24 protein-coding genes and 1 riboswitch are annotated in these 21085 nt (G+C 62.4%); of the genes, 15 read left to right on the top strand and 9 right to left on the bottom strand.

What is annotated here, in order from left to right; translation table 11 throughout:
- The first annotated feature begins 243 nt into the window (after window positions 1–243).
- From ACIQAL_RS18095 to ACIQAL_RS18145, 11 genes are all read left to right on the top strand, one after another.
- Window positions 244–552 carry a hypothetical protein gene (locus ACIQAL_RS18095; protein ID WP_166594294.1) on the top strand — a complete coding sequence of 103 codons (309 nt, stop codon included), beginning with the start codon at window positions 244–246 and terminating at the stop codon, window positions 550–552.
- 53 nt (window positions 553–605) lie between these two features.
- Window positions 606–1670, top strand: coding sequence for a type III secretion protein HrpZ (locus tag ACIQAL_RS18100; protein ID WP_401147880.1), 1065 nt, complete (start codon window positions 606–608; stop codon window positions 1668–1670).
- A 38-nt stretch (window positions 1671–1708) separates the two neighbouring features.
- A complete protein-coding gene (sctI, locus tag ACIQAL_RS18105) occupies window positions 1709–2083 on the top strand; it encodes a type III secretion system inner rod subunit SctI (protein WP_341957591.1) in 375 nt (124 codons plus the stop codon).
- A 10-nt stretch (window positions 2084–2093) separates the two neighbouring features.
- Window positions 2094–2897 carry a type III secretion system inner membrane ring lipoprotein SctJ gene (gene sctJ, locus ACIQAL_RS18110; protein ID WP_401147883.1) on the top strand — a complete coding sequence of 268 codons (804 nt, stop codon included), beginning with the start codon at window positions 2094–2096 and terminating at the stop codon, window positions 2895–2897.
- Window positions 2897–3445, top strand: coding sequence for a type III secretion protein (locus ACIQAL_RS18115; RefSeq protein WP_401147886.1), 549 nt, complete (start codon window positions 2897–2899; stop codon window positions 3443–3445). The genes sctJ and ACIQAL_RS18115 overlap by 1 nt, the downstream gene beginning before the upstream one ends.
- Window positions 3446–3468: 23 nt before the next feature.
- Window positions 3469–4044 carry a type III secretion system stator protein SctL gene (gene sctL / locus ACIQAL_RS18120; RefSeq protein ID WP_401147889.1) on the top strand — a complete coding sequence of 192 codons (576 nt, stop codon included), beginning with the start codon at window positions 3469–3471 and terminating at the stop codon, window positions 4042–4044.
- Window positions 4045–4731: 687 nt separating this feature from the next.
- Window positions 4732–4956, top strand: coding sequence for a type III secretion protein (locus ACIQAL_RS18125; RefSeq protein ID WP_166594299.1), 225 nt, complete (start codon window positions 4732–4734; stop codon window positions 4954–4956).
- Complete coding sequence (locus ACIQAL_RS18130) at window positions 4943–5374, top strand: type III secretion protein (RefSeq protein WP_401147892.1); 432 nt, start codon at window positions 4943–4945, stop codon at window positions 5372–5374. The genes ACIQAL_RS18125 and ACIQAL_RS18130 overlap by 14 nt, the downstream gene beginning before the upstream one ends.
- Window position 5375: 1 nt before the next feature.
- Window positions 5376–7481, top strand: a complete 2106-nt coding sequence (gene sctC / locus ACIQAL_RS18135) for a type III secretion system outer membrane ring subunit SctC (protein ID WP_401147895.1) — start codon at window positions 5376–5378, stop codon at window positions 7479–7481.
- Window positions 7478–7684 carry an HrpT family type III secretion system protein gene (gene hrpT, locus ACIQAL_RS18140; RefSeq protein WP_296187452.1) on the top strand — a complete coding sequence of 69 codons (207 nt, stop codon included), beginning with the start codon at window positions 7478–7480 and terminating at the stop codon, window positions 7682–7684. The genes sctC and hrpT overlap by 4 nt, the downstream gene beginning before the upstream one ends.
- A gap of 2 nt (window positions 7685–7686) precedes the next feature.
- The gene (locus ACIQAL_RS18145; RefSeq protein ID WP_166594303.1) at window positions 7687–8037 is read left to right on the top strand and encodes a type III secretion protein HrpV; all 351 of its coding nucleotides are present in this window, start codon (window positions 7687–7689) and stop codon (window positions 8035–8037) included.
- A gap of 69 nt (window positions 8038–8106) precedes the next feature.
- On the opposite strand, the gene ACIQAL_RS18150 is transcribed toward ACIQAL_RS18145, so the two are convergent.
- From ACIQAL_RS18150 to ACIQAL_RS18170, 5 genes are all read right to left on the bottom strand, one after another.
- The gene (locus ACIQAL_RS18150; RefSeq protein ID WP_401147898.1) at window positions 8107–8901 is read right to left on the bottom strand and encodes an ABC transporter ATP-binding protein; all 795 of its coding nucleotides are present in this window, start codon (window positions 8899–8901) and stop codon (window positions 8107–8109) included.
- Entirely contained in the window at window positions 8898–9938 is a 1041-nt protein-coding gene (locus ACIQAL_RS18155; RefSeq protein WP_401147901.1) for a FecCD family ABC transporter permease, read from the bottom strand. Before ACIQAL_RS18155 ends, ACIQAL_RS18150 begins: the two co-directional genes overlap by 4 nt.
- A complete protein-coding gene (locus tag ACIQAL_RS18160; RefSeq protein WP_401147903.1) occupies window positions 9935–10954 on the bottom strand; it encodes an ABC transporter substrate-binding protein in 1020 nt (339 codons plus the stop codon). Before ACIQAL_RS18160 ends, ACIQAL_RS18155 begins: the two co-directional genes overlap by 4 nt.
- 120 nt (window positions 10955–11074) lie before the next feature.
- A riboswitch (cobalamin riboswitch) is annotated at window positions 11075–11282 on the bottom strand.
- 534 nt (window positions 11283–11816) lie between these two features.
- Window positions 11817–12539 carry an aspartate/glutamate racemase family protein gene (locus ACIQAL_RS18165; RefSeq protein ID WP_401147906.1) on the bottom strand — a complete coding sequence of 241 codons (723 nt, stop codon included), beginning with the start codon at window positions 12537–12539 and terminating at the stop codon, window positions 11817–11819.
- A gap of 119 nt (window positions 12540–12658) precedes the next feature.
- Window positions 12659–13654: an aldo/keto reductase gene (locus ACIQAL_RS18170; RefSeq protein ID WP_401147909.1), complete on the bottom strand. Its 996-nt coding sequence runs from the start codon at window positions 13652–13654 to the stop codon at window positions 12659–12661.
- Between the two features lie 356 nt (window positions 13655–14010).
- Between ACIQAL_RS18170 and ACIQAL_RS18175 the strand changes: the two genes are divergently transcribed.
- The gene (locus ACIQAL_RS18175) at window positions 14011–14568 is read left to right on the top strand and encodes an ATP-dependent Clp protease proteolytic subunit (RefSeq protein ID WP_166594308.1); all 558 of its coding nucleotides are present in this window, start codon (window positions 14011–14013) and stop codon (window positions 14566–14568) included.
- 58 nt (window positions 14569–14626) lie between these two features.
- Complete coding sequence (locus ACIQAL_RS18180; RefSeq protein WP_401148605.1) at window positions 14627–14791, top strand: hypothetical protein; 165 nt, start codon at window positions 14627–14629, stop codon at window positions 14789–14791.
- 69 nt (window positions 14792–14860) lie between these two features.
- On the opposite strand, the gene ACIQAL_RS18185 is transcribed toward ACIQAL_RS18180, so the two are convergent.
- The 4 genes from ACIQAL_RS18185 to ACIQAL_RS18200 form a co-directional block, all read right to left on the bottom strand.
- Window positions 14861–15058, bottom strand: a complete 198-nt coding sequence (locus ACIQAL_RS18185; RefSeq protein ID WP_166594309.1) for a general stress protein — start codon at window positions 15056–15058, stop codon at window positions 14861–14863.
- 149 nt (window positions 15059–15207) lie between these two features.
- Window positions 15208–15966 (bottom strand): endonuclease/exonuclease/phosphatase family protein, encoded by a 759-nt coding sequence (locus tag ACIQAL_RS18190; protein ID WP_166594742.1) that lies wholly within the window; start codon window positions 15964–15966, stop codon window positions 15208–15210.
- Between the two features lie 134 nt (window positions 15967–16100).
- Window positions 16101–17315 carry an MFS transporter gene (locus ACIQAL_RS18195; RefSeq protein ID WP_401147912.1) on the bottom strand — a complete coding sequence of 405 codons (1215 nt, stop codon included), beginning with the start codon at window positions 17313–17315 and terminating at the stop codon, window positions 16101–16103.
- 177 nt (window positions 17316–17492) lie between these two features.
- Complete coding sequence (locus ACIQAL_RS18200; protein ID WP_401147914.1) at window positions 17493–18923, bottom strand: mechanosensitive ion channel domain-containing protein; 1431 nt, start codon at window positions 18921–18923, stop codon at window positions 17493–17495.
- A 208-nt stretch (window positions 18924–19131) separates the two neighbouring features.
- Here ACIQAL_RS18200 and ACIQAL_RS18205 point away from each other — a divergent pair, with 208 nt between their 5' ends.
- The gene (locus ACIQAL_RS18205) at window positions 19132–20124 is read left to right on the top strand and encodes an MBL fold metallo-hydrolase (protein WP_341957624.1); all 993 of its coding nucleotides are present in this window, start codon (window positions 19132–19134) and stop codon (window positions 20122–20124) included.
- A gap of 73 nt (window positions 20125–20197) precedes the next feature.
- Entirely contained in the window at window positions 20198–21085 is an 888-nt protein-coding gene (locus ACIQAL_RS18210; RefSeq protein ID WP_401147917.1) for a helix-turn-helix domain-containing protein, read from the top strand.

Here is a 21085-nt window from a genome sequence, read left to right on the forward strand (position 1 = left end):
AACCCTGACGAAGTCAGGGCCAAACCAGGAGCAAAGCGTTTTTGGTTACTTTTGGGGCGCTCTTGCCAAAAGTGACCCGCCGTAAGGGCGGAACCGTAATCAGCAACACCACCGCGAATGGATATCCCCACGATCTAAAAGCCAATAAAAAAATTTCCAACCCGATGATGGAACCGATCCCACCCCCGTTACCACCTATCAGCACCAAGCACTTCCGCTGGTGATGACCCAGGAGTAATCGACATGGCCGTAGGCATGAACCCAATCTCGATGATCGGCAACCTCACCCAAGGCGCCGCCGGCGCGTTGTCCAGCATCAAGCAGGAAAGCAGCATCACCGACTCCGCCGCACCCTCCAAGGCTGAAGCCGCGCAAAACGCCGCGACCGAAAAATCCGACGCCAGCTCTGCACGACTGATCGCCATGCAGACCGACGCCGACATCAAGAAACAAACCAACGACGTCCTCAGCGCCATCCGTTCCGGCAAGGAAGACAGCTCGAACAAGGCGATCAGTGCCGAGGCGCAAAACGCCAAAGGTATCAGCTACTGATTATTCAGAGCGCCCCCTGAAAAAGGGGGCAACCCCCTGACATTGGAGGTTTCATGCTAAGTCTCAACGCCAGTATCAACCCGCTGCAGAACGCGCACATCGGCACCGTCGTGTCCACCGGCGGGATCGGCGGTCAACAAGGGCCGCAGCAGTCGCTCAAGGACGTCATCGACAAGCTCGCCGGCGCGCTGACCAAAGACGGTCACCTGGACCAGGATTCGCCGCTCGGCAAAATGGTCGGCGACCAGATGAAAAAGATGAACCCTCTGGCCGCGATGGTCGGCGGCTCGCCGGACATGATCAAGGCAGCCCTGGGCGACGTGATCAAGGACAAGCTGGGCGACAACTTCGGCGCGGCGGCGGACTTCGGCCTGGGCGGCGGCGCCAGCAGTGGCGCGGGCAAGCCGGACCTGATGTCCCAAGTGCTGAACGGCCTGGGTAAAGCTTCGTTGGATGACCTTCTGAGCAAGCAGGGTGATGGAACGAAGTTTTCCTCCGACGACATGCCGATGCTGGACAAGGTCGCGCAGTTCATGGACCAGAACCCGAGCAAGTTCCCCGCGCCGGATTCGGGGTCGTGGAAGAACGAGCTCAAGGAAGACAACTACCTCGACAAGAGTGAAACCAGCGCCTTCCGTGCGGCCCTGGACATGCTCGGTGGCCAGTTGGATCAGCAGCAAAGCGGCGTTGCCGATGCCAGCAGTGGCGCGGGCAGCACGCTGGCGGCGGACCCGACCGGTGGCCAAGGCGCATTGAGCGGCAATCCGGCTCAGGACCTGGGCCAGTTGCTCAGCGGTCTGCTGCAACAGGGCCTCAATGCCAGCACGGGCAACGGCGCAGGGAACAACGTCGGCAGCGGCCTCGGCTCCCCGGCGAACGACGCCGTGCAACCGGGCAATTCGGGCAGCCAGGGCGTGGTCCAGGACCTCGGTCAGTTGCTGAGCGGCCTGATCGAAAAAGGCCTCGAAGCCAGCCAGGGCAATGGCGCCAGCGCCACCGGTAACGGTGCGCCGCAAAATGCGTTGTTCGCGCAGCACGATCTGCAAAACAGTCTGGGCCAGGCCGCCAACGCCATCGTCCAGGCACTGCTCGGATCGGGCAACAACAGCGTTTCCTGATCGAGCCTTCGTATCGACCCGTCTGCCGGAGAGCACCCGTGACCGTTTCCAACGTCAATCAACTCAAATCGCCATCCCCCGATCTTGAGCAACACCTTGATCAAGGACTGGTCAGCGGGCCTTCGCAGGCGGACGTCGATCTGTTCAATGCGGCTATGCGCCCCGACATGGCGCTGCAGCAGAGTCACCTTTCCGAACAGATTGCCAGTGCCTTGTCCGAGCGACTGGGCACGATGGACAAATTTTCCCAGCAGGCGGCGCGCAAAATGAAGAAAGCCTCCACCACCGACGACCCACTGGAGATCGCGCAGATGAGCCGATCCTTGTCGCAGTATTCGTTGCAAATGGCGTTGACCACCAAGGTCGTTAACAAGAGCGCTCAGGCGTTTGACAAGCTGACCAACCTGCAATAGAGGGTCTGGCGTGAAGTATCTGACTGCGGGTCTGATGTGCCTGATGTTGCTGCTCAGCGGATGCAGCGACGAGACCGACCTGTTCAGCGGTCTGTCCGAACAGGACTCCAACGATGTGGTGGCCAGCCTCGCCGATCAGCACATCGATGCGCGCAAACGCATGGAGAAAACCGGGGTGGTGATCACCGTCGCCACTGCCGACATCAACCGGGCCGTGCGCATTCTCGACGCCGCCGGTTTGCCTCGGCATTCGCGCACCAGCCTGGGTGAAATCTTCAAGAAGGAAGGCGTGATTTCAACCCCTTTGGAAGAGCGCGCCCGCTACATCTACGCCTTGTCGCAGGAGCTGGAGGCGACGCTGTCGCAGATCGACGGGGTGATCGTGGCCCGGGTTCACGTGGTGCTGCCTGAACGGGTCGCGCCGGGCGAGCCGGTCCAGCCCGCATCGGCGGCCGTGTTCATCAAACACACCTCGGCGCTCGACCCCGACAGCGTGCGCGGTCGCATTCAGCAGATGGTCGCCAGCAGCATTCCGGGGATGTCCGGCGAGCCGCTGGACTCGAAGAAATTCGCCATCGTGTTCGTGCCCGCCGCCGAGTTTCAGGACACCGAGCGGCTGGTCAATTTCGGGCCGTTTCTGGTGGACAGCGCGAACCTGGGTTTCTGGAAAAGCATGCTGTGGGCGGCGCCGTTTGCCGGGCTGGTGCTGATCCTGTTGCTGGTGTTGATCCTGCGCAGCGACTGGCGAAACGCGCTGTTGCAGCGGATCGGCCTGCGTCGCGGCGAGGGTTCGAACCTGCCGGTGCGGGCGTGATGCATAACGCGACGCACGATGCGATGGCGGACGCGGATCACCGCTGGATTCAATGGTGGTGCGCGCCTTGGCAATGGGCGCACGGCGACTGGCTGGCGCGATTCGCCGAGGACAGCGGGTTCCCAACGTCGGAGCTGTCGGGGGTGTTGCGCACCCGGCATGGCGCGTTTCTGCACAGTGTCGGGATTGCGCCCAGTCAACCTCCCGCGCCGGTTGACCCGGTGATGCAATGGTTGGCGCTCGATCCCGCTCAACAGCAGGCCGCGCTGCACCTCGCACAGAGCATTTGCCTGGGGCGCGTGAATGACGAATCCCCTCATGAGCGCTGGTGCCGCGCCGTGGCCAAGGCGTTGCGTCCTGGCGTCTGGCTCGACGCTTCCGTGCACGATCCTCGTGAATTGTTAGCGGCCTGGGTGGGGGAGGATTGCTGGTCCCGGTTGCGGTTGAACTGGGCACCTGGGGCCGTGCCTGACGCGGTGATCGAGATGCCCGTCGGCAAATTGCGCACCCTCTGGCAATCCGTCCTTTGGCGCGCCATCACACCCTGACTCTTTCTCTCCAGGAATTCGACATGCTCGTCAAACGCCGCCTTGCCCTGGCTTCTTCCGATGTGCTGCTCGACACCATTCTGCGGCGGGACGACTTGGCCGATATCCAGCTCGCTGGCGACGTGTTGCGCAATGCGCGCGAGGAAGCCGAGCAGATCCTTGCGGACACCCGCGAACAGGCGCAACGGGAAAAAGACCAGGCGCTGATGCAGTTCTGGGAACAGGCCAACGGCTTTCTGGACGCGTTCGAGCAGCAGCGGCAGGCTTTACAGCAAGAAGCGATGAGCGCTGTCGAAGACTTGCTCAACACCACGCTCGCCCGACTGCTGGACGAGACCACGCTGGCCGAGCGGACACGGGTGCTGATCCGCAACCTCGCCGACAGCCAACGCCATGAAGCCGTCGCCATCCTCAGCGCGCACCCCGATCAGCTCGACGAACTTCGGGACTGGCTCGCGCAAAGCCGGTTTTCGGAACACTGGCAACTCAAGGCTGACCCCCTCATGCCGCCGCTGACCCTGCGCCTGAGCGACGCCAACGGCGCGTTCGACATTGACTGGACAAGCCTGAAACGCGGGCTGTTGGGGCAAGACGCGTAGGTGCATCGATGCTCTCCACTGTGGGAGCGAATTCATTCGCGAAGGGCTTCGACAGGCACTCCATCTGCGCCGCCTGCACTTTTGTTTCGCGAATAAATTCGCTCCCACAGGTAATCGGCGGCGCTGCCATACGCTGAGCCTGACTCGGTTTGAACTGTGGGAGCGAATTCATTCGCGAGAGGCCAGGACATTCAACCCAGAAGTGTCGGCTGCACCGCCGCTTCGCGAATAAATTCGCTCCTACAGGTAATCGGCGGCGCTGCCAAATGCTGAGACTGACTCGGTTTCAACTGTAGGAGCGAATTCATTCGCGAGAGGCCAGGACATTCAACCCAGAAGTGTCGGCTGCACCGCCGCTTCGCGAATAAATTCGCTCCTACAGGTAGTCGGTGGCGCTGCCAAATGCTGAGCCTGACTGGGTTTCAACTGTGGGAGCGAATTCATTCGCGAGAGGCCGGGACATTCAACCCAGAAGTGTCGGCTGCACCGCCGCTTCGCGAATAAATTCGCTCCTACAGGTTTTCGCCGCGCCCCATCATCCTGAACACCCCACCTTCCGTAGCAGCACAGCTTGCCGGTAGTGGAGACGGTTACAGCACGCGTCTGAAGCCTTTTTGTCACGTCACAGGGAACCGGAGCGCGGCGTGTTTCCACTCAGGGGATGAACCTTCACGTTGGAGTCGTCCCATGATCAGTTTCAAATCCCTGCAAAACCACCTCGATCATTCCTACAGCCGCGCCCAGAGCGACATGGAAGACGCCGCGGAAACCGCGTCCGACAGCGGCACGATGGAAGACCTTCAGGCGTTCAACGACGCGTCGCAACAAACCAACGTGGCGAACATGATCCTCAACGAAGGGCTGCGCGCCAAACACGGCATCACCAAAGCGATCATCGATGGAATTCAGTGAGTTCACGGCGATCCTCGCCCAGTGGTGTGAGCAACGTCCGCTCACGCCGCTGGACTGCTGGATCGACGACGCCAACGCCCGGCTGGCGGTGCACGGAAACGGTATCCGCATCAGCCTCGACCTGCTCGATCCCTACGACGGCAGCGACCCTCAGCGTCTGGAAGCGTTATTGGGGCAGGGCGGTGCCAGCGTGGCCTGCGACTGCACCGGTGCCTTGGCCATCGACCCCGAGACCCGCTGCGTCGTACTGCTCAGCTGGCTCCCCAATCTCTGCACGCCGGCGGATGCCCTCAATCGCCTCGAACAGCTGGCCAACCAGCGCGGCGCGATGCTCAGCCTGATGCAAACCTCCATGCGCCACGCCACGGCCCTGTCGTCGCCTCGCGCAACCCTCAATACCTGGCAACCGGGAGTGTGAAATGCGCAAGGCCTTAATGTGGTTGCCTCTGTTGATGATTGGGGTCGCGATGCCCGCGCTGGCCGCGGTGCCCGATGCCTGGAAACACACGGCTTACGCCTATGATGCACGGCAAACCGACCTGGCCACCGCGCTCAAGGATTTCGCCAAGGAGTTCGGCATTGGCCTGGACATGGCGCCGATCCAGGGCACCCTCGACGGTCGCATCCGGGCGCAGAACCCGCAGGAATTCCTCGACCGTCTGGGGCAGGAACACCACTTCCAGTGGTTCGTCTACAACGAAACTCTGTACGTCAGCCCCACCAGCGAGCAGACCTCGGCGCGCATTGAAGTGTCCCCGGAAGCGGTGGACGACTTGCAGCAAGCGCTGTCCGACGTAGGGTTGCTCGACAAACGCTTCGGCTGGGGCGCACTGCCCGACGAAGGCGTGGTGTTGGTCCGTGGCCCGGCCAAGTATGTCGACTTCGTGCGCACCTACAGCAAAAAGGTCGAAGCGCCGGAGAAAGCCGAGAAGCAGGACATCGTCGTGCTGCCGCTGAAATACGCCAACGCCGCCGACCGAACCATCCGTTACCGCGACCAGCAACTGACCGTGGCCGGGGTGGCGAGCATTCTTCAGGAACTGCTGGAAAGCCGCTCCCGGGGCGAGTCCATCAACGGCGTGAATCTGGTGCAAGGGCAGGGCAGTACCGCCAGTGGCATGGCGGGCAACAATTCGGCCGGTCTGAACTACGGCGGCCTCGAAGGCGGCGGGTTCGACACCAATGCGCTGGAGCAAGGGCTGGATCGCGTGCTCGGTTCCGGTGGCAAACGCGGCAGTGGTTCCCGTGACAGCGCAAGCGGCCGCTCGAAAATCCGCGTCAGCGCCGACGTGCGCAACAACTCGGTGCTGATCTACGACCTGCCGAAACGCAAGGCGATGTACCAGAAGCTGGTGAAGGAACTGGACACCCCGCGCAACCTGATCGAGATCGACGCGGTGATCCTCGACATCGACCGCAACGAACTGGCCGAGCTGTCCAGCCGCTGGAATTTCAATTCCGGCAGTGTCAGCGGCGGGGCGAATCTGTTCTCCCAAGGCACCAGCTCGACGCTGTTCATTCAGGACGCCGGCAAGTTCGCCGCCGACCTGCACGCGCTGGAAGGTAACGGCGCGGCGTCGGTGATTGGCAACCCGTCGATCCTGACCCTGGAAAACCAGCCTGCGGTCATCGACTTCAGTCGCACCGAATTCCTCACCGCGACGTCCGAGCGGGTGGCGGACATTCAACCAATCACGGCGGGCACCAGCTTGCAGGTGATCCCTCGCTCGCTGGAAAAGGGCGGCAGTTCTCAGGTGCAGCTGATCGTGGACATTGAAGACGGACAGATCGACACCTCCAACATCAACGAAGATCAGCCAGCGGTGCGCAAGGGCAACGTCAGCACGCAGGCGGTGATCGCCGAGCACGGTTCGCTGGTGATCGGCGGTTTCCACGGGCTGGAAACCAACGACAAGGTCAACAAAATCCCGTTGCTGGGAGACATCCCCGTGATCGGCAAGCTGCTGTTCCAGAACCGCACACGTGAAACCAACCAGCGTGAGCGGCTGTTCATTCTGACCCCGCGTCTGATTGGCGATCAGGTCAACCCCTCGCGTTACGTCGAGCTGAGCAATCCCCACGACGTTGACGATCAGATGAAGCGCATCAAGCAGCGCCGCGACGGCGGTGAAGAACCGACCCGTGGCGACGTGCAGAACGCGTTCACCCAGTTGCTCGATGGCGTGGCGCCGGTGGGCTTCAACAGTGGAGAGGCGCTGCCGTTCGAAGCCGACAGCCTGTGCGACCCCGGTGCGGGTCTGGAACTGGACCGTCAGCGTTCGCAGTGGTTTGCGAAAAAGGACTGGGGCATCGCCGTCGTGGTCGCCCACAACACCACCTCGAAACCGGTGCGCATCGACGAAAGCCGTTGCGGCGGCCGCTGGGTGATGGGCGTCAGCGCCTGGCCCCATGCCTGGCTGCAACCGGGCGCGGAGAGTGAAATCTACATCGCGGTCCGCCAGCCGCAGGTCTCGACCAAGTCCGGCAAAAACCGTCCATCACTGCTCAAGGGGGCCACACGATGAACCTGCGCGGTTACGTCATCCTGCTCGTGCTGTTCGCCACCCTGGGCGGCTGCGCGAGCCATTCGGGCTGTTCGGGCTACGCCTGCAAGCGTCCGGATTCCAACGATCGTGAACTGGTGATCTGGTGGCCGGCGGACATGCGCCAGGGCATCGACGAGCGGGACCACGAGCAAGACTTCACCGTTGTGCCACTAAAGGACTGAGCATGATTCGGGTATCGGAAAAGGCAGCGTTCTACGCCCACGTCGCCGCAGAACGCGCGGCCATCTGGCCAGTGGCAACCGGCATCGCCTTCGTCAGCCGTCGAGAGCACCGGGATTGGGGCATCGCCCTGCACATCGAAGGCCGTGCCCTGCGCCCCGAGCAATTGCGCGACGCGCTGGAACGGCGGTTTTCGCAGGCTGAGGTGTTCAACGAATATTTCCTGTTTCTCGATGTGCAGCGGGATTTCGTGGTCTGGCACGCCGTGCCCGACGCCTCGGAATCCCCCACCAGCCTGGACAGCATTCGCCAGCATGAATTGATGTTGGCGGGGTTGGAGCATTTGCGGGATTGAGGCCTGCGCCATTCAATGCAGCACCGCGATCCACTGCGAGAGTCGAGGGGTGTCAGACACCCCTGTGATTCAGGCAATGTGTGTACGCAAGCGCAACACCCGCTGCCCGTCGAACGGATCGGTCAACCAATGCCCCGACACGCCGAATGTGTCCCGTAATCGCTCTGGCGTCAGCACCTCAAACGGTGACCCCAACGCCACCAGCCGCCCCCGGTCCATCACGGCCAACCGGTCACACGCAAGCGCCTGATTCAAATCGTGCAGGGCGATGACGGTGGTCACGGGCAGGCGCTGCACCAGGTGCAGAATCGACAGTTGCTGCTGAATGTCGAGGTGGTTGGTCGGCTCGTCCAGCAACAGGATCTGCGGCCGTTGCGCCAATGCTCTGGCAATGTGCGCCCGCTGCCGTTCGCCGCCCGACAGCGTGTGCCAGGCCCGATGACGAAGGGGCTCAAGGCTCACATCAGCTATCGCCTCACTGACGATTCGGTCGTCTTCCACGCTCCACGGCGCCAGCGCCGACAACCATGGCGTACGGCCCAATTCAACGGCTTCAAGCAAGCTGATCGAATCGCCGGTCTCAGCCTGTTGCTCGACCACCGCCATCCGCTGTGCCATGTCGCGCCGACGGATGGCAGACAACCGTTCTTCGTGCAGGAACACTTCGCCTGAGGTGGGCGTCTGCAACCCGGCCAGCAACTTGATCAGGGTCGATTTGCCTGAACCGTTAGGGCCCACGACGCCGAGGGTTTCCCCCGCCCGAATCGACAATGACACGCCGCTGAGCAACGTCGCACCCTTGACGCTGTAGCTCAGATTGACCGCGCTGAGCACGCTGGCGGCCTGTTCGACAGAAGCGTTCATCGGGTGCGATTTCCCCGCATCAGAATCAGTGCAAATACCGGCGCGCCGACCAGGGCCGTGATCACGCCAATGGGCAGCACCTGGCCCTTGATCAGCACCCGCGACAGCACATCGGCGGCGATTAAGAACAGCGCGCCGCTCAAGGCACTCAACGGCAACAGCCGCGCATGCCGCACCCCGACGACCATGCGCACGGCATGGGGAATCACCAGTCCGACGAAGCCAATCGAGCCGACCATCGACACCATCACTGCCGTCACCAACGCTGCGGTCGCGATCAGAAGGGTCTGCACGCGACGCACCGTAATCCCCAGTGAAGCCGCCGAGTCGGCACCAAAAGTGAAGGCGTCTAGTGAACGCCGATGCCACAGGCACACCACCAACCCCAGCAGCACCACCGGCACGGACAGCGCCACCGAGGTCCAGCGCACGCCACTGAGATTGCCCAGCAGCCAAAACATGATGCCCCGGGCCTGTTCGGCGCTGGCGGATTTGGTGATCAGGAACGACGTCAGTGCATTGAACAGCTGCGACCCGGCGATCCCCGCGAGGATGATTTGCCCCGTCACCGCCTGGCTGCCCGAGGCCCGAGACGACCGTGCCAACAACGCGACCAGGGCAAACGCGGCAATGGCGCCCACGAACGCACCCATTGACAAGGAAATCGCCCCGGCGCCCAACCCGATGATCGCCACCAGCACCGCGCCGGTCGACGCCCCGGCGGAAATGCCCAGCAGATACGGGTCCGCCAGCGCGTTACGCAACAGCGATTGCAGCACCACACCGGACATCGCCAGGCCCGCGCCACAGGCCGCTGCGACGATGGCCCGGGTCAGCCGGTAATTCCAGACAATGCCCTCGTCGATGGGATCGACCGCATAACCCGCCGCCCACAGCTTGTTCGCCAGCACCTGAAAGATCACCGGCAGGCTGATAGAGGTCTCACCGATGGCCACGCCCGCAATCACGGCCAGTATCAGCAACGCGCTGACCCACAGGCCATGGCCCAGCGAACGGACGACGTTCAGGGTGTTCATGGCGCGTCAGTGGCCTTCGCCAGTTGCTCGATGCCGTCGAACAGGCGAACGCTGGACTCCATCGCACTGGCGTCCATGATCACGATGCGGTTGTTTTTCACGGCGTCCATGTTGCGCGTCACCGGGTCCGACTTGAGGAAGGCGAGTTTCTTTTCGTGGTCGTCAGCGGGGAAGCGGCGACGGTCCATGCGCGCGATCACGAGAATGGTCGGGTTGGCCTTGGCGATGGTTTCCCAGCCCACGGTCGGCCATTCCTCGTCCGAATCGATGACGTTGCGCATGCCCAGCGTGTCGAGCATGAAGCCCGGAATGCCCTTGCGCCCGGCGACGTACGGGTCGGTGTTGATGTCCGGACTGGAGAACCAGAACACCGCCGAAACCTTGCTCGCGTCATGGGCCTTGGCGTGTTCGATGGCCTGAACCAGACGGGCCTTGTAGCCGTCGATCAGCTGCTGGCCGCGATCCTGAACGTCGAAGATTTCCGCCTGTTGGGCGATGCTTTTGTACAGCGCGTCGATGCGGAACGCTTCAAGCCGAGTCCCGTCAGCGGCGACGAGGTTGTTCTTGCCTTCGCAGTCGGACGGCAGGATATACGTCGGGATCTTCAGGTCGTGAAACTGCTGGCGGGTGCCGACCGCACCTTGCGGACCGACCATCCATTCGAACTGCACCGGCACGAAGTCCGGGCGCTTGCCGATCACCGATTCGAAACTCGGCGCGTTGTCGGCCAGGCGCTCGATCTTCGCGTTGGCGTCCTTGAATTGAGGCAGGGTGTCGTTGAACCACAGGGAGGTGCCAATGACACGGTCGCTCAGGCCCAGCGCATAGAGCATTTCGGTGGCGGCCTGGCCGATGGTCACGGCTTTGTGAGGCGCTTGCGCAAAGGTCAGGGGCACGCCGCAGTTGTCGAGGGTCAACGGGTAGTGGGTCGGTGCAGCCAACGCGGCGGGAGACATGAGCGCTGCGCTCGACAGCGTCAGACCGGTGAACAAGGGAGCAAAGCGGCGCAGCGACATCGGGGTTTCTCCAGTAAGCCTGTGATCGACGAAACAGGCACTGGAAAGCACACCCTGTCGGCAGCCGAAGAAAAGAGGCAAGCACCGCGCACGGGAGTCCTTCCCGGACACCCCGCCGGTGAATGATTGACGCTTGCCGGCAGGTCTCCTGACTGGCGCTTCATCACCGTGCTTCGGCCTTCCCGGGATCACCCAGTGGCAAACAGGAAGCACGGCTCGACGCCTACAGTTGCGGGGACAGTTCCGTTTGAGCGCGCCCGATGACACAGGGCAGCGCTCGCGGATTCCCTATTAATTCCGAGTGGAAACCGGCGGCGGGGATGGTAAACGATTTGCTCCGAGTGGGCGAACTCGCTTTTGATTCTGGCCGAAGGCGTGGGAGTGCCGGGGTGGCGTTCCACCTTGCCTACGATCTACTGCGAAGCAGTAGCGCACCCCGGCGACTGTGTACACCTGAGACACCGCAAGGGCCTGATTTGCTGCCGCTTCGCGCCAGATCGCAGGCAAGCCAGCTCCCACGCCTCCGGCAGAAACAGATCGCGCCACCCCGGCACTCCCACGCCTTCGGCAGAAGCGCGTGCCTGGTGAGGTCCAAGCTGTTGATTCTGGCCGAAGGCCGTGGGAGTTGGCTTGCCTACGATCTACTGCGAAGCAGTAGCGAAACCCGACGACCTTATACACCTGACATACCGCAAGGGTCTGATTTGCTGCCGCTGCGCGCCAGATCGCGAGCAAGCTTGCTCCCACGCCTTCGGCAGAAGCAGATCGTAGGCAAGGTGGAGCGCCACCCCGGCACTCCCACGGCCTTCGGCCAGAATTCAAAGCTTAATCCGTTACATGACATCGCTATCAGCGTTGTTCATCAAAGACTAAACGGCCAGCCAACGATTTTCTTCGGCCTCGGATTCGCATACGTCCGCACTTTGGACGTCTTCAACCCCAACCGCACCAGCGACTCCGCCAGCGCGACGGCGGCCGTCACGCCATCCACCACCGGCACGCCCGCACGGTCACGAATCAGTTGGTCCAGCCCGGCCATGCCGCCGCAACCCAGGCAGATCACCTCAGCCTTGTCCTGCGTCACCGCGTCGACCGCCTGCCCGGCGATGGCCTCCAGTGCGCGGTCCGGCGTCTCTTCCAGCTCCAGCACGCTCATGCCGCTGGCTCGCACCGATGCGCAGCGTTCGAACACACCGGCGAGTTTCAGGCGGTCTTCGATCAGCGGCACGGTCCGGTCGAGCGTAGTCACCACCGAATATGTGTGCCCCAGCAGCATCGCGAGACTGGCCGCCGCTTCGGTGATGTCCACCACCGGCACATCCAGCAATTCCTGCAAGCCTTCGCGCCCGTGCTCGCCATACCCGGCCTGAATCACCGCGTCGTAGGGCTGATCGTAGGACAGCACGCGGTCCATCACGGCAATCGCCGCCAAATAACTCTCGAAATTGCCTTCCACCGATTCCGCACCAAAACGTGGCGTCAGGCCGATGATTTCCGTGCCGGGTGACGCAACACTGCGCGCCTGCTCGGCGATGGTGTCGGTCATGGATGAGGTGGTGTTCACGTTGACGATCAAAATGCGCATGGGGGCGGGTCTCGAGCGGTGATCATGGGAATCATGCCTACCGCTGAAGCGAAAACCGCGCCACCTTGAAATTCGGCGGGTGAGACGTCGAACCGTTGGCCGACGTCTCGGGTGGCTCTTCAATCCTTCATCGGCACCGGAGCCTGCGGCGCAATGAAGCCTTGATCACGCATCGCTTGCCAGAAGCCGTCCGGCACCTGGGCATTCAGCGCCGCGACGTCTTCGATGATTCGCGAGGGCCGGCTCGCGCCAGGAATCACCGCCGCCACCAGCGGGTTGGCCAGTACGAACTGCAGCGCCGCCGATTTGATATCGACCTGATACTGGCGGGCGATTTCCTGAATGTGCGCGACCTTGTCGAGCATCGATTGGGGCGCTTCCTGGTACTCGAAATGCTTGCCACCCACCAACACGCCCGAGCTGTACGGCCCGCCCACGACGAACTCGGCGTTGTGCTCACGGGCCTTGGCGAACAGGCGTTGCAGCGGCTGGTCGTGGTCCAGCAGCGAATAACGGCCCGCCAGCAGGAAACCGTCCGGTTGTGCTTCACTCAGGTCCAGCGTCAGCTCGCACGGCTCGACCCGGTTCACGCCCAGGCCCCACGCCTTGATCACGCCTTCTTCGCGCAGGCGGGTGAGGGTGCGGAAAGCGCCTTTGCGGGCGATGTTGAAATGCTCGATCCACTCGTCGCCGTGGGCATCTTGCGCGATGTCGTGCACGAACACGATGTCCAGCCGATCAGTGTTCAAGCGCTTGAGGCTGGCCTCGATGGAACGCAGCGTGGCGTCGCCGGAATAATCAGTGAGGATTTTGTTCTTCAAACCGTCGCTGAACGGGCCGCTGCGGGTTTCGCTGTCCAGTTCGTCGGAAATCAACCGGCCAACTTTGGTGCTGAGGGTGTATTCGTCGCGCGGCACATGGGCCAGTGCCTTGCCCAGCCGTTGCTCGGACAGCCCCGAACCGTACAGCGGCGCGGTGTCGAAATAGCGGATGCCCTGATCCCACGCCGATTGCACCGTGGCGGCGGCTTCGTCTTCGCTGATGTCGCGGAACATATTGCCCAGAGGCGCTGCGCCAAAGCCGAGGCGGCCAATGATCTTGTCGTGCAGACTCATGAAAGTGTCCTGTCCGGGGTCATGGAGTGCCGGGAAAAAATGCCCGGCGTGTTGTACAGATCATGCCGTGCGGCAGGAGTTCTATGGTTCGTATGAGGGGCAGGCATACGTGTCGGACCCCACCGAAGAACTCCTCCTGTAGGAGCGAATTTACTCGCGAAGAGGGTTCAGACGCTAGAGAAGTGTCGACTGTACAGTCCTTTCGCGAATGAATTCGCTCCTACAGGTTTCTCGACTCGGCACCCTGTGGCGGACGATCCCTTCCGCTTGAGCAGCACGGCACCATGCAACTTTTGCGGTCTGCGCGCCTTCCAACCCATTACACCGCGTCGATAACCGGAAAGGGAGGGCCGTCGATGAGCGAACACATCGTCCATTTCCATTGTGGGGTCGATCAGACCACCACCGAGCATTTCCGCGACCGCTGTCTGGAAGCCCTCGACAAGGGGGCGACCGGCTTGCTGCTGAACCTCTCCACCGCAGGCGGCAGCACGGCCCTGGGCTTTACGATCTACAACTTTCTCAAGTCGCTGAAGGTGCCGATTCGCGCATTGAACAGCGGCAACATCGAATCGATGGGCATCGTCATCTACCTCGCCGCTGAGGAGCGCATCGTCTGTCCTCACTCCCGGTTTCTCATCCACCCGATGAGCTGGTACTTCAACCAGAGCTCGGTGGATCACTCACGCATCCGCGAATACCTGCGCAGCCTGGACAACGACTTGCAGCGGTACGTGAACATCTATTTGAGTGAAACCGACGGCGCGATGACCCCGCTGGACATTGGCCGCTGCCTGTCATCGGAGGAAAAGGTGATTCGGGCCGAAGATTCACTGGCCTGTGGCATCGCCCATCGGGTCGAACAGCTGCAGTTTCCCGAAGGCGCCACGCACTGGACGGTCAGCGCCAGCTAAGCTCAACTCATCCACACACCGGGTCGCCAAAGAACCCGCCTGACACGAGGAATCTGCCATGCACACTCATTCGCACAAAACCCCGGACGCCGTGCCCCATGGCGCTGTTCCGCTGGACGAAGAAGAGGTTGAAGTAGACGTCGATAACGATCCCGGTAATGAAGACCCGGGTTCGCAGTTCGACCGGGACGCCACGGTGCCGCTGATCGACCCGGACGCGTGACCGATCCAACGCACGGGCATAAAAAAGCGAGGGCTCTCACCCTCGCTCGTTCCGCTGATCAGACGTGGATCAGGATTTACGGCCTGCGCCGCCTTGTGGCATTCCGCCTTTTTTGCTGGCGTCCGGACGTTTTTCGTCGGTTGCTTTCTGCCGGTCGTTGGCCATGTTGCTGCCACCTGAAGCCTGGCCGCCTTTTTTGCCTGCGTCGGAGGCTTTTTGGCGATCGTTCGAGAAGTTGCCAGGGTTCGATTTTCCGGTGTTAGCCATGATTGCGTACCTCTTGTTATGAGAAGGGCGAGTCATGTGGCTCGCATTAAATGGGATGAATCAAGCGGCAGTTGGTTTAAACAATCACGGCATTACCGGACAAACGGCGGGAGTGGCGAAACGATGCCAGCGCCTTTGAATACGGGCTTTTACATATGCACTTCGACTGCCAGCGGCAGGTGATCCGACAGGTGCGTCCATGGCCGCGTCCCGAGGATTTTCGGGTTGTGACTGGTGGCGTTGCGCAGGTAAACCCGGTCCAGCCGCAGCAGCGGGAAGCGGGCAGGGTAGGTCTTGGCCAATCGCCCGTGGCTTTGCTCGAAAGCCTCGTGCAAGTACGTGCAGCGCGCCAGGCGTTTGTTGCCCTGCAACTGCCAATCGTTGAAATCCCCGGCAATCACCACCGGCGCGTGTTCGGGCAGAGAGTCCAGCAGCGCGCACAGCAAATCCAGCTGCAACTGGCGGTGGCTTTCCAGCAAGCTCAAATGCACGCAAATAGCGTGCACCTCGTCGTGTCCCGGCACCTGCAACACGCAATGCAGCAGGCCCCGTCGCTCCGGGCCGGTGATCGACACGTCGAGGTTGCGGTAATGCAGGATCGGGTACTTCGAGAGGATCGCGTTGCCGTGGTGGCCTTCCGGGTAAACCGCGTTGCGGCCGTAGGCGAAGTCGCTCCACATGCTGTCGGCGAGAAATTCGTATTGGGAGAGGGTCGGCCAGTCGTGATAGCGGGCAGCATGGCGATCATGGCCGCCGAGCACTTCCTGCAAAAACACCAGATCGGCCCCCGTGCTGCGCACCGCTTCGCGCAGCTCCGGCAGGATGAAACGTCTGTTCAGGGCCGTGAAGCCCTTGTGGGTGTTGACCGTCAGTACGCGTAAACGATGAACGTCCCGTACGCCCGACATGTCCGAGGGGGGAAGGTGGACACCAGCAGGATCGGAAGTCACACGCACGCTCCTTTTGCGAGGGATGTGCTAGTTCCGACCGGCTCAAATCCGGGCAGTTCAGCGTTTTGCGATGCCGTTTGGCCGGTGTCGTGCTAGAGCCGCGTGTCTACGGCGGGGCGTCGCGACAGCAGCACGGTCAGGCCCAATGCCAGAATCGAGAGCAGTGCTGCGAAGAAAAAGATCCAGTCGTAGCCCATACCGAGGGCAATCGCGCCCATCAACGGCCCGGCGATGGCCAGTGCCAGATCGAAGAACACCGCATAGGCCCCCAGCCCCGCGCCTCGGCTGCTGTTGGGCACCTGTTTGATGGCCTCGACGCCGATGGCCGGGTAGACCAGCGACAGGCCAAACCCCGCGAACCCCGCGCCGATCAACGCCACGGTGGTGTTGGGCGACAGCCACAACAGCACCAGCCCGACGGTCTCGACCGACATGCACACGATGGCCGAACGGTAGCCCCCGAAGCGTGTGATGGCGTTGATGAAAAACAGCCGCGCCACGATGAAGCAGACACCGAACACCGTCAGGCACCATGCCGCGCCTTCCCAGCCCCGGCTGACGTAATACAGGGTGATGAAGGTGGTGAGGGTGCCGTAGCCGATGGAGGACAGGGTCAGGCCCAGCCCATAAGGTGCGACGCGACCGAACACCGACCAGAACGCCATGCGCTCGCCGCGCACCACAGGCACCGGCGGTTTGTTGCGAATCAGCAGCAGCGCGCCTGCGGCCAGCACGGTCAACACCAGGCCGAGGCTGACGAACCCCAGCGTGTTGACCATCACCACGCCCAGTGGCGCGCCGATGGCGATGGCGCCGTAGGACGCGATGCCGTTCCAGGAAATCGAACGTGCCGTGTGTTCCGCACCGACCTGGCCGATGCACCAACTGATGGTGCCCACGCCCACCAGACCTTGCGACCCGCCGAGGATCACCCGAGCAATCACCAGAATGGACAGGCTGATGCCCGCTAACGGCTCAAGCAGGACCGCCAAAACGGTCAGCACGCCGCTGATCGCGATCCCCGCCAGCCCATACACAATGGCCCGCTTGGTGCCGATGGTGTCGCAGATCCGGCCCGCCACAGGGCGGCTGAACAGCGTGGCAAGGTACTGCGAACCAATCACCAGACCGGCCACCACCGCACTGAAACCCAGCTGGTTATGGACATAGCCAGGCATTACCGCGATGGGCAGCCCGATGCACAGAAACGCGATGAAGGTGTAGAGGACGATGGAGACGATTTGCAGGGTGATCGCCAGTGAATCGGTATTCTGAGGCGATGTTTCGGGCGGCAGGGCGGCAGACATGAGGGCTCTTCGCAGGCGCGGTGGGAGTGCGCCATCATCGCCCGAGGCCAACGGAAATGAAAGCAGGCTAACGATTTAATCCTGGTGCGTCGCCAGTCTCTTTCATTCCATCTTCAGTCGCGATGCGGGTTTACCGGCAGTGGCATTTCCCCTGGCTTGCCCGCACGCCCGAGCCGTTCAGCGCTTCTGCAACCAGCCCAAAAAGTGATTCTTCTTGATCGCCACCGGCTTGCGCAGCAAAACATGCTGGGTGTTCTGTTGGCGCACCGCCTGCAACTTGTTGAGTGCCGTCGTGATTTCCGCCCGCTGCTCCATCGCCTTGCGCGTGGCGGCTTTTTCGATGCGGTACATCACACAGGACGTGAGGGCGATGAAGCGCGCCTCGGACGGCGAGTCGTCGAGCACGTTCTGCACGCCCATCACTTCCCCCGGCCCCATGCGCCCGGCCTCGATCATCTCCCTGCCGTCGGGAATCCTCACCGAGACAACGCCGGTCGCAATCACCCACAGCCCGTCCGGTTCGTCTCCCATGTCCATGATGGTCTGGCCGGTGGCGAACTCCCGAGCGACCATCGTTTGCGCCAGCTCATCTTTCTCTTCGGCGGTGCTGGCCCTGAACACCTTCACTTCGTCGAGCAACGCCCTGGGTCGCGACATGGCCTCGGCGGTGATCTCCGATTGCCATGCGATGCCGGCCGCTTCCAGGTGCCGATACGCCAGATCGAACAGCAGATTGCGCACGTCGCTCTTGTTATTGAGGTCGCTGATGAAGCCTGTCATCGAATATTCGATGGTGGTCGGGCTGGTGTCTTTGACCACTGCCCGGGGTTGTGGCGTCTGTAACAACGCGCTGCACCCTTGCAACGCACGCTCCAGGGCATCCAGCACGCGGCGGGGCCGGATGTGCGGAGACATCATCACCGTGATCGACACGCCATGAATATTGACCGGTCGGCTCAAATTGACAATTTTTGCCTTGGCCGCCACTGAATTGGGGATCACCACCATGGTGCCGACCCCGGTCATCAGGTGCGTGGCGCGCCAGTCGATGTCCATGACCTTGCCTTCCATCCCGTCGATGGAGATCGCATCGTCCACCTGATAGGGCTTGGTGGTGTTGAGGATGATTCCGGAAAACACGTCGCTCAGTGTGCTCTGCAACGCGAGGCCGACGATGATCGCCATCGCCCCGGAGGTCGCCAGCAGCCCCTTCACCGGCAGCTGCAACACGTAGCCGGCCGCCGCGACGATGGCGATCAGGAAGACCACCGCGCCAATGACCTCCTGCAACAGTCGCCCGCTGTGGCCAACGCGGCCGGTCAACAGCAAGCCCAGCAGAACGGTGAGGGTGCGCGCCGCGTACATCCACCAGACGATGGCCAGCGCCGTGGCGGCGAATTGCATGGCGCTGTTGTCGGGCCAGGCGGGCGCTTCCAGCGGGCTCACGCCTGCGCTGGCGATCACCAGGCTGTAGGCCACGAAACCCACGAGGCGGATGCCGATCCGGGTCAGCCGGTTGCGGTCGGCCAGCAGGTGCCAGGCCGCGACATCTGCCATAAGTAGAAGCAGGCTCCAGGCCAGCGAATAATGAGGAACGGCTGAGGGCATGAAGGGAATTCCACGGGAGAGGGCACGTCGCCACGACACGCGGGGATGTTAGGGACAGTGATGGCGGGATGTCTATAACCGATCGCTCCCGGCGCCTGCTGTCATCGGCCACCGCAGCACCGCTTCGAAACAAGCACAGCGCTTCAATCACTGGATCGGCAGGGATTGCACCATCGGCGCTTCTTCTAACCCTGCTTTGAGGCGTCCCATGCACTCATCCCTGTTTTCGCTCGCCCGTGCCGCTGGCCTGGGCCTTGCGCTGTGCTCGACCCTGGCCAGCGCCCAACCGCCCGCCCAGCAGAAAACCCAAGTGCCAGGCTATTTCCGGCTGGCGGTGGGGGATTACGAAGTCACGGCGCTGTTCGACGGTTACAACGACCTGTCGCCAAAACTGCTCAAAGGCCTGCCCCCTGAGCGGATTCGCGCGCTACTGGCTCGGCGTGCCATCGAAACACCGGGGGTGCAAACCGCCTTCAATGCCTTTCTGATCAACACGGGCAAGAACCTGATTCTAGTGGACACCGGGGCGGGCCAGTGCATCGGTGAAACGGCGGGCATGCTGACGCGCAACCTCAAGGCGGCGGGCTATGAACCGGAGCAGGTCGACACGATTTTTCTGACCCACCTGCACCTGGATCACGTCTGTGGCCTGGTCGACGGCAACAAACAGCCGATCTTCGCCAATGCCACGGTGTACGCCGCCAAGCCCGAGGCCGATTACTGGCTGGACCCGACGGCGCTGTCCCGCGTGCCGGAACAGGCCAGGGCATTCTTCAAAATCGCGCAGGAATCGACCGCTCCCTACGTTGCTGCCGGTCGGTTCAAGACGTTCACCCCCGGCGAGTCGCCCATTGCGGAAGTGCACACCACCCTCGAAGCGGGGCACACCCCCGGCAGCACCACGTACCAGTTCACCTCTCGCGGCCAATCCATTGTCTTCATCGGTGACTTGGTGCATAACCTCGCCGTGCAGTTCGAACACCCGGAAGTCAGCATCAGTTTTGACGAGAACAGCCAGAACGCGATCGCCAGCCGCGACGCGGTGTTCAGCGAAGCCGCCAGCAAGAAGCGCTGGGTCGCCGCCGCGCACCTGCCGTTCCCCGGCACCGGGCACATCGAAGCCCTTGGCAAACGCTTCCAGTGGGTGCCTGTGGAATACGGCCCGTATCAGCGCGCTGCCCATGTGCCGCTGATCGACTAAGATGATCGCACTCGCCTGGGCACAGGGAGTGGGCGACTGCACTGGCACCCCTTTACTGACACAGGACTGGCCCTTGAACACTCCCCGGATCATGCAACTGAGCGGTGATGCCTTCACCGCGGTGCGCATTCAGCAGGCGACCCCCGACCCTGAAAAGATCATCGACATCCCGTGTGTCGATGCCTTCTCGATCATCGTTCAGTTGCAGGATTTTGCCGCTCATCGCCTCTGGCGTGGACGCCGGTTGAGCTACGCAGGCGGCCATCTCCGGGGCTCGGTCGCGTTGCCGTTCATGGGCGATGAACTGCGTTGTCAGCATCGCTCGTCTTACGACAATCTGCGCGTGACGCTGCCCCGGCAGGCGCTGGATGCGTTGCAGGCCGAGCAGGGCGCCCAAAAGATCGGCGTGTTCCGTTACGAGCAGGGCGGCGCCGAGGACCCTGTGCTGTATCACCTGGCCCACGCCATGCTCCCGGCGCTGCAACGTCCCGACATGGCCAACCGCTTGTTTCTCGATCACGTGCTGATGGCGATGGGCAGCCACGCCATCGCCCGCTATGGGCGTGTCGCCCCGGCGTCCGGCAAGCTTCACGCCTCCCTTACGCCTACCCAATTGGCGATCGCCAAGGAGCTGATCGCCAGCCACCTTGACGGCGATCTGTCGGTCGAGCGCATTGCCCAGGAATGTTCGCTGACGCGCAGCCATTTCTCCCGGGCATTCAAACAGGCCACTGGCGTCGCGCCCCACGCCTGGCTGTTGCAGATTCGGGTGGAGCGGGCGCGGGAATTGCTGCGCGCCATGCCGCCCATGCCGTTGGTCCAGATTGCGCAGCACTGTGGCTTCGCCGATCAGCCGCACTTGTCGCGGGTGTTCACCCGATTGACCGGGGAAACACCCAGTGCCTGGCGCAGTCGCCAGCGACAGGTGCTGTCAGTGCCGGTCACTGGCGAGCGACAGTGA

The sequence above is a fragment of the Pseudomonas sp. NPDC088368 genome (genome assembly GCF_044753445.1).
In the GTDB taxonomy this organism is placed as follows: domain Bacteria; phylum Pseudomonadota; class Gammaproteobacteria; order Pseudomonadales; family Pseudomonadaceae; genus Aquipseudomonas; species Aquipseudomonas bambusae.